We start from the raw sequence: 12,191 nt of genomic DNA, 5'->3' as shown, positions 1-12,191 counted from the left end.
CGTGCGGCACACGCACACCCGTACCCTCCTCACGACACAGCCACCACAACCAGCGAACGAGGGCACACATGTTCGCCTTCTCCGCCCGCGGCGGCCCCGCGGGCCCTCCGCGCCCCAGACACCGCACACGGCGACGCTCCACACTGCCGTAAGCAGGATGCGATTCCTCCCCGGCGTGAACGCCGGGGCATCCTCGCAAGAGTCAGGTGAAATGGAACCGGCTGAGCAGAGCGCTTTCTGCGATCCGTGCAAGGGCCAGGGGCTCACCGTAACGCTCCCGAATGCACTCAACGGCCCTTTCTGCTGCTGTGTCATACGCACCTCACAACGTGTAGATCCATCAGCAGCCTGCCGTGTACGCATCGCGCTCAGCTTGAGTGACGCCAGCGATCCGGGGCCGTCAGTTCTAAGAAACGCTCCTGCCCGGCCGGCGTGACGGCGTCCCGGGTGTGACGCTCCAGCACGCCCCGACCGGGGTTCAGGAGTTGGTCCAGAGGAACCCCGGATGCTCGAAGCGTCCGTTCGAGCCGTCATCGACACGACGCCTAAGGGGTCTCATGCCCGTGGAAAACAACGCTTCTTCAGATGTGCCGTCCGGGCGAGACCTGCGGATCGCCACGCGCAGCCGCGCCGGCAACTGGACCAAGCCCCCGCGCCGCATCGAGACGTCCGAGTGCATCACCTGCGACAGCTGCCTGCGCAGCTGCCCGGAACAATTCGGCGCGATCTTCGACCGCGGGCTCGACGTCGTGATCATCTCCGAGCTGTGCTCGGGCTGCCCCGTCTGCGTCCTGGAGTGCCCGGTCGACTGCATCTACGTCGACGAGGACTGGACGCCCACCGACGACGCGATGTGGAGCCACATCGCACTCACCGGGAAAGGCACCGCATGACCGCGCCCGTAGACCGCGAAGGATCCCGTCGAGCCGCCAACTCCCGCAAGCGCCAGAGCCGGCGGCCCAGCCGCCTGGGCCTGGCGGCGGGCGCCACGCCCAAGCCGGACCGGGTACGCGAGGAGGACGCCGGGTTCCCCGGGCTGCTGGCCCGGGTGTGGCGGAAGGCCTCGGCCGCCGCCGACATACGCGCGGCCCTGGACACCCTGCTCACGCTCGACGGACACGTGCCCGCGGAGGTCCAGGAGGGCGCCCTGCGCACCGCGGACGCCGCCGCGCTGAAGGTCGTCGCCGGCCTGTCCGGAGCCGCACGCGAACCGGCCGGGGCCGTCGCGGACCCCGCGGAGCGCACCGTGTTCCTCGGTGAGATCGGCCTGACCACCGGCGGCCGGGTCGTCGTCCGCGTTCCCTCCCAGCAGCCGCTCGCCAAGCAGCACACGCTGGTCGCCGGCGTGCTGCGGGTTCCGTGGACCCTGCGGCACCTGGACGACTACCAGCGCGAGGTGACGACGGCTCAGGAGCGGTTCGACCGCGACGCGGCCGACAGCCGCCGCTGGCTGGCGGAGCAGGGCCGCGAGGGTCGCGAGGCGCTGCTGGCGCAGCTGACCGAGGGTGCGCGGCGCACCGCCCCCTTCATGCTCTACGTCGAGGACAAGCAGTACACGAACTTCCGCGACACCAACACGGTCGTGGGCAAGACGCTGTGGCCGGGCCACCCGGACTGCGTGTTCGCCAGCCTGGCCGGCCTGCCGCTGGAGCTGTGGTCGGACCACGACGCCCTGCTGGTCGTGGGCATCAGCCTGCTCATCCGCTCGGCCGGGTACGGCCGCATCGAAGAAGTCAACGGCTCGCAGCTCACCCCGGAGAACGTGGGCCGGCTGCTGGAGCGCACCCGCCGCAACTACAACGGAGCCCTGGGCGGGGAGCGGATCCCCGCGGCCGGTCCCGACGCCGGCATCGACGCGCTGATGGCCCTGGCCACGGGGCTGGGCGCGCACCGCCCGGAGGTGACCCGCACCGTCCAGCTGTACCGCGAGATCCACGGCGCCCTGATCCACAAGGTGGAGAAGGTAGCGGCCCCGCACGGCAAGGTGGCCGCGGACCGGGACCGGCAGGTCACCGACCACCTGCGCGCCACGCTGCCCGTGGTCGGCGACCAGCTGGCCGAGCTGCGGCTCGCCGACGACGCCGACCCGGCCTGGCTGGCCCGCCCCTACGGCGAGTTCGGCACCGGTCTGGAGGCGGTCGTGTACGAGGCGGTCGCCGCCACCACCGCCGCGTTCAGGGCCGACTTCTCGATGAGCCGCGGCATCCGGTCGCTGCCGGAGCTGGTCCGCGCGCTGCGCGCGGAGGCCTGGGACGAGATCAGCGCCTGGGGCATCACGGACTTCTTCTGCTGCGTGGTCCCCGCGCAGGAGGCCCGGCGGCACTACGGCGACTCGCTCGCCACGCTCGCCGACACCGCCTGGGCGATGTCCTCGCGCATGCAGTACAACTCCTGGCACTTCATCGCCGGCAACCTGCCGCGGACCTCAAAGGTCCTGGAGCGCGACCACTTCGTGCCGCCCACCATCCCCGACATCGCCCACTTCTCCGACCAGCACCACCACGGGCACGTCAACAACATGGTGCGCTTCACGATCCGCAGCCCCCAGTCGGTCGAGGTGTGCGGCCGACCCTTCAACGGATTCATGGACCTGCGTATCGTCCGCGCCGACGGGGAGCCGTACACCGAGCAGGAGATGCTCGCGGCGCACCGGGTGGCCGCCTTCATCGCCCGGATGACGCAGCAGGCGGCCGCGCTCGCCGAGCAGGGGGAGCAGGCCGATGTGACGGCCTTCGACTCGGCCTGGCACTGGAGGTCCATCACCGGCACCCCGGTCGAGGGGGCCGCCCCGGAGCCGCCCCGGTCCCGGGTCGGCTAGCCGACTCCCCGCGGGCCGGCCGCCGGCCTGCGGGGACCTCCGTCGCCCCTGACACGCCCCCTGTCGACCTCCTGACGAAAGGACGCTCCCCGTCATGTATTCCAGATCATGGTCGACCCCTGCCACGGAGGGCAGCGTCGGGAGCCACGCGTTCGTCGCCGAACACGGGCTGTGGGACGACGCCCGGCTGGCGGCCGCCGAGCGGATCGGGGCGGGGCTGGACGGGATCGACTTCGTCCGTCTGGTGTGGGGTGACCCGCACGGCCTGGTGCGCTCCAAGACACTGACCGCCCGCACCTTCCGCGGGGTGCTGCGCAACGGCATGAACTACAGCCCCGGCCCGTTCCTGAAGGACACAGCCTGCACCACGGCGGTGGACTACCGGGGCGAGCACGGCATCGGCGTCGACGAGATCGCCGGCCTGGGCAACTTCGTGCTCGTGCCCGACCCGCTGACCTTCCTGGTGCTGCCTGGCGAGGGGGCGCGCACGGCCTGGGTGATCGGCGACGAGTACCTGCGCGACGGCCGCCCCCACCCGCTGTCCTCGCGGCACGTGCTGCACCGGGTGCTGGACCGCTACGCCGGCCGCGGGCTGACGCCCGTACTCGGCCTGGAGGTCGAGTGGTACCTGGCGCGCCGCCTGGACGACGAGCCGGGCAACGAGGGGAACGGCTTCGGCCTGCAGGGCCCGGCCCCGCGGGTGGCCGCGATGAACGCGGGCTACCAGTTCAACCTGGACGCCGCGTACGACACGGTCGCCCCGGTCACCGACCCGCTGGCCCTCGCCCTGCTCGGCCTGGGGCTGCCGGTGCGGTCGATGGAGCACGAGATGGGCCCCGGGCAGGTGGAGACCACGTTCGACCCCATGTCGGCGCTGGACACGGCGGACGCGATGCTCTTCTTCCGCGTCTTCACCAAGCGCTGGTGCGCGGCCCGGGGCCTGCATGCCTCGTTCATGTCGCAACCGGCGATCGCCGGGGCGGACCCGAGCGGCTGGCACCTGAACCAGTCCGTCCTGGAGACCGCCACCGGCCGCAACGTCTTCAGCTCCGAGGGCCTCTCGGTGGGGCTCTCCCCCACGAGCAAGGCGTACGCAGAGGGCCTGCGGGACTGGCTGCGCGACCTGTTCCTGCTGTCGGTGCCCACGGTCAACGGCTACCAGCGCCTGGGCACGCAGCACGCCCTGTCCCCGACCCGGGTGAGCCTGAGCCTGGAGTCGCGCACGGCCATGCTGCGCGTGGTCGGCTCGGGGGCCGGCGCGCACATCGAGAACCGCGTCGGCGAGCCGAGCGCGAACCCGTACCTGAACATCGCCGCCCAGCTCTTCGCCGGCATCGAGGGCCTCGACGGGCTCGCCGGGGGCTCGGCCGACGGGCCCCGCGAGGGCTCGGACGCCGTCCCGCAGTCCCTGCGCGAGGCACTGGAGGCGTTCACGGCGGGCCGGGCCGCCCGGCTGCTGGGCGACCCGCTGGCCGCCTGTCTGGCCAGGCTCAAGGAAAGCGAGGTGCGCCGGTACGAGGCCTGGGCCCTGCAGGCCGCCCCGGTGCCGGGCCAGGTCACCGAGTGGGAGCAGCGCGAGTACTTCGCGGCCTTCTGACGCCCGGGAGGCCCGACCACGACCACCGCAACCGCAACCGCAACCGCAACCGCAACCGACGAAGGCTGTCCCATGATTCCTCGTTTCACCCTGCCTGAGATGGCGCACCTCTTCTCGGACGAGTACCGGTACGAGACCTACGTCCGCGTGGAGATCCTCGCGACCGAGGCACAGGTGCGGCTCGGCCGCGTACCGGCCGCGGTCCTCGACGACATGCGCGCGGCCACGGCCCCGCTGCCGTCCCGGGTCGTGGAGATCCAGAAGGAACGCGACCACGAGGTGATCTCCTTCCTGACCGCGTACACCGAGCAGATGCCGGAGTCCTCCGCTCGCTGGGTGCACCTGGGCATGACCAGCTACGACCTGGTCGACACGGCCCTCGGCCTCACCCTGGCCCGCGCCACGGACGTGCTCACCTCCGCCGCCCAGCGGCTGCGCAAGGTGCTCGTCGACCGGGCCTTCGAGCACTGGGACACGGTGATGGTGGGCCGCACCCACGGCGTACACGCCGAGCCCACCACGCTCGGCCACAAGCTGGGCGGCTACGCCTTCGCCGTCGAGCGGTCCCTGCAGCGGCTGGCCGCCGCCCGCGAGGCCGTCGCCGTGGGCACCGTGTCGGGCGCGGTCGGCACGTACTCGCTGATCGACCCGGCCGTAGAGACGTACGTGTGCGAGCAGCTGGGGCTGGGCGTCGAGCCCTCCCCCAGCCAGGTCGTGGCCCGCGACCGGCACGCCCAGCTGATCCAGGCGGTGGCCGTGCTGGGTGCCTGCATCGAGCAGATCGCCCTGGAGCTGCGGCTGCTGCAGCGTACCGAGGTGCGCGAGGTCGAGGAGCAGCGCGTCGAGGCCTACCAGGGCTCCAGCGCGATGCCTCACAAGGCCAACCCGACGGGCAGCGAGCTGCTGTGCGGACTGGCTCGGCTGCTGCGCGGGTACGCCAACACGGCGCTCGAGAACGTGGCGCTGTGGCACGAGCGGGACCTGGCCCACCAGGCGGTCGAGAAGGTGCTGCTGCCGGACGCGCTGATGGTCGCGCACTTCCAGACGGTCAGGGCCGCGGACCTGCTGGAGAACCTGCGTATCGACACGGACCGCATGCGGGACTCGATCGCCGCCACGAACGGGCTGGTGTGCTCGTCGTCGGTGCTGGTGGAGCTGCTGGAGGCCGGCGTCGAACGCGACCAGGCCTACCGGGCGGTGCAGGCGGCGGCCAAGCGCACCGCGGAGTACGGGCAGAACTTCGGCGAGGCCCTGGCCGAGGAGGGTGTGCGGAGCAGCCCGCGCGAGCCCGAGGACTTCCTCGTCCACCACGACGTGGTGCACAGCCGGTTGGAGAAACTCCGTGTGCTGACGGACTGATCCGGACTGATCCCGGAAAAGCCCGACCCGGCTGTCCGGACTCGCCCCACCATCCTCTTGCCATCCCCTCTTCGCCCTATGGAGTCCCTCACCATGAGCTGGTCCGAGAAAGCCGCCACCACGCTGGAGAACGAGCACGTCCTGTTGACCCCGCTCAGCGAGGCGGACCGCGAGGGCATCCGCGCCGTGGCCCTCGACCCCGAGATCTGGCGCTACTTCACGGTCGTCGTCGGCGACGACGCGGACTTCGAGGCGTTCTTCGACTCGAACCTCGCCGAGCACACCGCCGGCCGCCGCGCCGTCTACGTGATCACCGACAGGAAGAGCGGCCGGATCGCGGGCAGCATGAGCCTGCTGAGCTTCGCCGAGAAGGACCGCCGACTGGAGATCGGGGCCTCCTGGCTGGGCCACGACTTCCGCGGCAAGGGCATCAACCACTGGTCGAAGCTGCTGCTGCTCCAGCACTCCTTCGAGGTGCTGGAGGCCGAGCGGGTGGAGTTCAAGACGGACGAGCTCAACGTCCAGGCCCGCAAGGGCCTGCGCAACATCGGCGCCACCGAGGAGGGCACCCTGCGCTCCTTCAACTACATGCCGGGCGGACGCCGCCGCGACGCGGTCTTCTACAGCATCCTGCGCGCCGAGTGGCCGCAGGTGCTCGACGCCCTCTCCCAGGGCCCGAAGAAGGCGGCCGCCTCCGCATGAGCGTCGCGTACGTCAAGGCCGCCGGCACCCCCTTCGAACTGGGCCGCACCCACGGGGCGGCACTCGCCGGCCCGCTGCGCGGCTTCCTCCGCGACGGCCTGGCGCGGCTGGAGCCCCTCACCGACCGGCCGCTGACGTTCGCCGGGCTGCTGCCGTCGATCACCACGTACCGCGCGGAGATCACGGCGGCGGTCCCGGACCTCGCCGAGGAGGTCGCGGGGCTGGCGGCGGGGGCCGGGATTTCCGAGGACGAGGCGTGGCTGCTGCAGCTGCGCCGCGAGGTCATGGGTTACACCGGGGTGCCGAGCGCTGGGGACTGCACGGCGTACGCGCGCACCGGGCCGGCCGCCCGGCCGGTGCTGGCGCAGACGGTGGACCTCAACGCGGACATCGACAGCCACATCGCGGTGCTGTCGCTGGCCCGGGCGGGCGGGCCGCGCCGGGTGACGGTGCTCAGCTTCGCGGGCCTGCTCGGGTATCTCGGCATGAACAGCGACGGGCTCGCAATCGGGCTGAACCTGGTGACCGACGGCCTGTGGCGGCCCGGCGTCACGCCGTACCTGACCATCCGCCACCTGCTGGACCGTGCCGGGAGCGTGGACGAGGCCCTGGAGATACTGGCCGGGCTCACCCTGTCCAGCTCGCGCAACCTGGTGCTGTGCGACCGGCGGCGCGCGGTGTACGCCGAGGTGTGCGGGACCGGGCTGCGGGTGACCGAGCCCGCCTCGCGGGAGGCCGTGCACACCAACCATTACCTGCACGAGGACTTCACCCCGCTCGACCGGCAGTCGGCCCCCGACCGCGTCAACTCCGACGACCGGCTGGAGGCCGTGACGAAGGGGCTGGCCGGACTCGACCCACAGGCCCCTGCGGAGGAGCACTTCGCGGTGCTGTGCCGGCCACCGGTATGCATCGCCGACCACGGGATCTACCGCCTGGAGAGGACGGTGGCCTCGGTGGTCATGCTGCCCGGGGCGGGCGAGCTGCACCTGCGGGCGGGCGACCCGAACCACGGCGCCACCGAGGTGTTCGCGGTGTAGGGGGCGGGCCGGCCGCGGACGGCGAGCGGCCGGGCGGACCCTGGACCGGCCCTGCACCAGGATTCGACCGCACACCGCTAGCGTCGGCGCGGGCGGCGGCCGAACCGGTCCGGCCTCGCCACGACCCCCGGGGGAGGCATGAGTCAGGTTCAGGCACAGGCACTGCCGGAGCACCAGACGTCCGCTCCACACCCCGAGCACGATGAGCCGCGGGCCCGCGCGCTGGTACGGGAGGCGTGGCCGCCGCGCCCCGGATCCTCTGGCGCGTGGCCCCCCGGCCAGCACGCGCCCGGCCAGAGGAGCCCCGTCCAGAGCGTGCCCGGACCGGGCGCCCTCGGTCAGACGTCGCCCCGCGACGGACTGGGCAGGGCCGCACCCCGGCCGGCGCCCGCGGTCTCCGGTCGGCACATCCTGGTCGTGGGCGCCGACGCCGGGGACGGGCTGTCGCACCAGCTGCGCCGACACGGCCACACCTGTACCAGGGCGGCCCACGGCGGCGCGGCCCTGCAGGCCTACGGCAGCGCCGACCTCGTCCTGCTCGACCTCGAACTGCCGGACCTGGACGGGCTGGAGGTGTGCCGGGCGATCCGGTCGGTCAGCCGGGTGCCGCTCATCATCGTCACCTCCCGCGAGTCCGAGATCGACTGCGTGCTCGGACTCCAAGCGGGCGCGGACGACTACGTCACCAGGCCCTTCGGGATCCGCGAGCTGCTGGCCCGGATCGAGGCCGTCATGCGCCGCACGCAGTGGCAGCCGACGGCGGCCGCGGGCCCGGCCCAGGAGATCCGGCACGGCCGGCTGCGCATCGAGGTCGGCTCCCGCGAGGTGACCGTCGACGGCGCGCCGGTCACCCTCACGCGCAAGGAGTTCGACCTGCTGTGCCTGCTGGCGCAGCATCCCGACACCGTCGTCCCGCGCAGGCAGCTGCTCCAGCAGGTGTGGGGCAACTCCTGGTCGCGCCGCACCGTGGACACCCACGTCAGCAGCGTTCGCGGCAAGCTGGGCAACCCCGGCTGGATCGTCACCGTCCGCGGCGTCGGCTTCCGCCTCGGCACCGTCTGACGCCTCGCCCCCGCGCCCGTGGACCGAATTCCTCCGGTACCGGAGGTCCGAGATCCACGCTGCTCCTGCGTCGTTTCGACCGTCCAGGAGGAACAGCCGGGCGCGGGGCAGGCGGGACTCTGCGGACAGCCCTCAGGTATCGGCGTCGAAGCGGCCGACGGCCAGCGCCCGGTCGACCAGCGGCCCGGCCGCACCGGTGTAACCGGCCGGGTCGAGCAGCGCGGTCAGCTCCGCGGGCGTGAGCACCCCCCGCAGCGCGTCGGACTCCGCCAGCACGGCGGCCAGCGGGCGGGCCGTCTCGGCCGACTGCAGCGACGCCCGCGTCAGCAGTTCCTTCGCGGCCACCTTGCCCAGCCTCGGGGCGAGCACGGCGGAGACCCGCTCGGAGACGAGCTGCCCGCCAGTGACCTCCAGGTTGACCGCCATCCGCTCGGGGCACACGGTGAGCCCGCGGACCAGCTCCACGGCGGTGTGCGCGGCCCCGCCGGTCAGCCGCAGCGCCTCGCGCAGCGGCTGCCACTCGGCGTGCCAGACCCCCGCCGACCGCTCGTCCTCGTGCGGCAGGCACTGCACGAGGACGGCGGCCAGCGCCGGGACCTGGAGGGCGGCGGAGCGGATCAGCGTCGAGAGCACCGGGTTGCGCTTGTGCGGCATCGCCGAGGAGGCGCCCCGCCCGGCCACCGCCGGCTCGGCCAGCTCCCCGATCTCGGTGCGGGCCAGAACCAGCACGTCGACGGCGATCTTCCCCAGTGCCCCGGTGGTGTGCGCGAGGGCCGCACCCAGGTCGGCGACCGGCGTGCGCAGCGCGTGCCAGGGGAGCACCGGTGCGGCCAGCCCGGTCTCGTCCGCGAAGGCGTCCACCAGCTCGGCCAGGACGGTCGCCGGGTCGGCGCCGTCGCCCGCGTACTGGAGGTAGCCGGCCAGTGTGCCGGCCGCGCCGCCCAAGGAGACCGGCAGGCCGCCCTCGGCCAGCCGCTCCAGCCGCTCGATGGATTCCAGGACCAGCTGGCGCCAGCCCGCCGCCTTCAGCCCGAAGGTGGTGGGTACGGCGTGCAGGGCGAGGGTGCGTCCCGCCATCGCCGTGTCCCGGTGGTCGGCCGCCAGGCCGGCGAGGGCGTCGGCCACCGCCCTGAGGTCCGCGACGATCAGCCGCAGGGCCCGGGTCGCCACCAGCATCGCGCCGGTGTCGAAGATGTCCTGGCTGGTGGAGCCGCGGTGCACGTACTCGGCCGCCTCCGGCGAGCGGGCCGCGACCCGCGCGGTGAGCGCCGCGACCAGGCCCACCACCGGATTGGCGGTCTCCCGCGAGGCCAGCGCCAGCTCCCTGGTGTCGAAGTCCGAGGCCCGGGCGGCGGCGGTGATCGCGGCGGCCGCCGCCGGTGGGACCGTGCCGCACCGCGCCTGGGCGCGGGCCAGCGCAGCCTCGGCGTCGAGCATCGCCTGGACCCAGCCGTCGTCGGCGACGGCGGCCTCGACGGGCGTGCCGGCCCGGACCGGGGACAGCAGCCCCGTGTCCGGGCCCGCGGTGCGGACGGCGGCCTGGCTCACGCAACCGCTCCCGCACCCGCGTTGCCGGACATCGCCGGCCCCGCCGCGACCGCCGGCGTCCCGGGCAGCCGCAGCGCGGGGCGCGGCTCCGGCAGCGCCAGCACCGCCGCCGCGATGGCGTCGGAGTCCTCCAGCGTCACCGAGCCCACGCCCGGCCGGATGCCAGCCGCGGTCACCCAGTGCACGGCCTCGGTGGGCACCCCGTACGCGAACCGTCTGAGGTGCGGCACCCCCTGCCCCTGGAGCAGGTGGTACGGGCGCTGCGAGACGGCCAGGCCTCCGGTCTCGTAGGACGAGCCGTCCGCGCCCGCGATGCGGTGGGTCCGGGCCTGACCGGTGCTCAGCAGCCGGTCCATGAGCGGATCGGCGGTGCGCCGCACGTCGATCTCCGGCAGTCGGGCCTCGATCAGCACTGTGGCCCGCACCCGCAGGTCGGCTATGTCCGGGGAGGTGCCGACGAAGGCCGCGCCCGCGGGGTCGAGGGGGTCGGTGGCCACCCGCAGCCCCGGACCGGTTACGTCGAGGATGCCCGCGTCGATCAGGGCGGCCATCTCGTCGATGCGGGAGGCCGGCGGACCGATCGACAGGAAGGCGTTGAGCGGCGTGTACCAGCGGTCGAGCTCGTCGCGGTGCGAGTGGGCGTCGAGGCCGCCGTGGTCGATCGCCAGACGCAGCTCGTTGCGCAGGTCCCGCAGCAGGTCCAGGGCTGCCTTGAACGGGCCGCTGACGTTGCCCTCCCGGGCCCGGCGCACGTCCTCGTCGAGGTAGCCGCGCAGCCAGCTGCGGAAGGAGGCCAGGTCCCGGAAGACCTGCCCGTCGTACGGCCGGGCGACCGTGTCCCAGTCCCAGCGCTCGTCGTTGCCGATACCGGCCGCGCTGAGCAGCAGGTCCTCGGCCTCGTCATCCCCTGCCTGCAGGAGCGCCTCCCCGAAGGCGGCCACCGCGGCCGGCTCCGCGCGCTGCGCGAGGAGCGTCTCGTAGTAGAGGGTGCGCACTTCCTTGGATATCAGCGGCCACAGTTCGGTGCCGAAGCGGATCGGCTCCCCGCCCCGTACCCGGGCGCGCAGGGACGCCACGAAATCGGTGGTCAGCAGCCGCGGGTGGTAGCGGCCGTGCGCGCCCTTCTCGTTCTCGCCGCGCGCCTGGTACGGCACGCCGCGGCGGGAGCCCGCGTACAGCCGCGGCTCGCGGCCCGAGGGGCGGTACACCAGGCGGCCGTCGACGCGTTCGAACAGCCCGCCGCGAGCGTGCGTGAACAGCGCCATGTAGTCGAAGAAGTTCAGGCCCAGGCCGCGCAGCAGCACCGTCTCGCCGGGGGCGACGGTGGACAGGTCGACGTCCGCAGGGTTGCTCGGCGCGATGTAGGTCAGCCCGTGCCGGGCGGCGTACGCGGCGAACTCCCGCTCCACGTCGGTCGGCCGCACCTGCACGTGGCCCTGCGCGAGCACCACCGCGCCCAGGCCCGTCAGCCGGGTGCCGTCCTCCAGGAGCACGGTCTGCGCCCCGCTGGGGCCCGTGCCGGGCTCGGCGTCCTCCAGGGCCACGGCGCGCGAGGCGTGCACACGGACGGTGGTGTTCGCGGACGCGCTCGCGGTCACCCGGCCGAACACCCAGGTCAGGTACTGGCCGTACAAGGCGCGGGTGGGGTATGTGTCCGGCCCGAGGTCCCGGGCCTCGGCGAGGGTCTCGTCGTCGTACGGCGTGCCCGCTCCGGGCGTCAGAGCGCTGGGGCCCAGCGCCTTGGCCCACTGGTACAGGCTCGGACCCTCCTCCAGCGGCCCTTCGATGGCCACACTGGTGTCGGTGTAGACCGTGACCTGACAGGAGACGGTGTTCATCAGGAGGTGCCGGGACTGGGAGGGCCGCCAGACCCGGCCGGAGCCCGGTGGGTCCGGTTCCACGATGTGCACGGTCAGCTGGTCCCAGCGGGGGGACTTCCGCTCCTGCGCACAGAGCCGTTCCAGTACGGACAGCCCGCGGGGTCCGGCGCCGACAAGGCACACTTCCATACGTCCGCTAGTCACGAAGCACTCCGCTCAGGAGACGGGGGACGGCTGGACCGCGG

At 73.2% G+C, this 12,191-nt stretch carries 9 protein-coding genes; 7 read left to right on the top strand and 2 right to left on the bottom strand.

Annotated elements, in window-relative coordinates; genetic code table 11:
* Window positions 1-563 precede the first annotated feature (563 nt).
* The 7 genes from OG485_RS43095 (at window position 564) to OG485_RS43065 (ending at window position 8,578) form a co-directional block, all read left to right on the top strand.
* Window positions 564-893 carry a 4Fe-4S dicluster-binding protein gene (locus tag OG485_RS43095; RefSeq protein WP_326783006.1) on the top strand — a complete coding sequence of 110 codons (330 nt, stop codon included), beginning with the start codon at window positions 564-566 and terminating at the stop codon, window positions 891-893.
* Window positions 890-2,818, top strand: coding sequence for a hypothetical protein (locus tag OG485_RS43090; RefSeq protein ID WP_328663414.1), 1,929 nt, complete (start codon window positions 890-892; stop codon window positions 2,816-2,818). The genes OG485_RS43095 and OG485_RS43090 overlap by 4 nt, the downstream gene beginning before the upstream one ends.
* Window positions 2,819-2,912: 94 nt before the next feature.
* Window positions 2,913-4,415 (top strand): glutamine synthetase family protein, encoded by a 1,503-nt coding sequence (locus tag OG485_RS43085; RefSeq protein WP_328663416.1) that lies wholly within the window; start codon window positions 2,913-2,915, stop codon window positions 4,413-4,415.
* A 72-nt stretch (window positions 4,416-4,487) separates the two neighbouring features.
* Window positions 4,488-5,774: an adenylosuccinate lyase gene (purB, locus tag OG485_RS43080; protein WP_328663418.1), complete on the top strand. Its 1,287-nt coding sequence runs from the start codon at window positions 4,488-4,490 to the stop codon at window positions 5,772-5,774.
* A gap of 93 nt (window positions 5,775-5,867) precedes the next feature.
* Window positions 5,868-6,476: a GNAT family N-acetyltransferase gene (locus tag OG485_RS43075; protein WP_328663420.1), complete on the top strand. Its 609-nt coding sequence runs from the start codon at window positions 5,868-5,870 to the stop codon at window positions 6,474-6,476.
* The gene (locus tag OG485_RS43070) at window positions 6,473-7,516 is read left to right on the top strand and encodes a C45 family peptidase (RefSeq protein WP_328663422.1); all 1,044 of its coding nucleotides are present in this window, start codon (window positions 6,473-6,475) and stop codon (window positions 7,514-7,516) included. Before OG485_RS43075 ends, OG485_RS43070 begins: the two co-directional genes overlap by 4 nt.
* 138 nt (window positions 7,517-7,654) lie before the next feature.
* Window positions 7,655-8,578, top strand: coding sequence for a response regulator transcription factor (locus OG485_RS43065; protein ID WP_389287053.1), 924 nt, complete (start codon window positions 7,655-7,657; stop codon window positions 8,576-8,578).
* Window positions 8,579-8,710: 132 nt separating this feature from the next.
* On the opposite strand, the gene pcaB is transcribed toward OG485_RS43065, so the two are convergent.
* Together pcaB and OG485_RS43055 are read right to left on the bottom strand one after the other, a co-directional pair.
* On the bottom strand, window positions 8,711-10,126 hold the full coding sequence (gene pcaB, locus OG485_RS43060) for a 3-carboxy-cis,cis-muconate cycloisomerase (RefSeq protein ID WP_328663425.1): 1,416 nt from the start codon (window positions 10,124-10,126) through the stop codon (window positions 8,711-8,713).
* Complete coding sequence (locus OG485_RS43055) at window positions 10,123-12,150, bottom strand: FAD/NAD(P)-binding protein (protein ID WP_443048636.1); 2,028 nt, start codon at window positions 12,148-12,150, stop codon at window positions 10,123-10,125. The genes pcaB and OG485_RS43055 overlap by 4 nt, the downstream gene beginning before the upstream one ends.
* Window positions 12,151-12,191 lie beyond the last annotated feature (41 nt).

This window comes from Streptomyces sp. NBC_00328, from assembly GCF_036139655.1.
In the GTDB taxonomy this organism is placed as follows: Bacteria; Actinomycetota; Actinomycetes; order Streptomycetales; family Streptomycetaceae; genus Streptomyces.
This window is presented reverse-complemented; position numbering and strand designations above follow the sequence as displayed.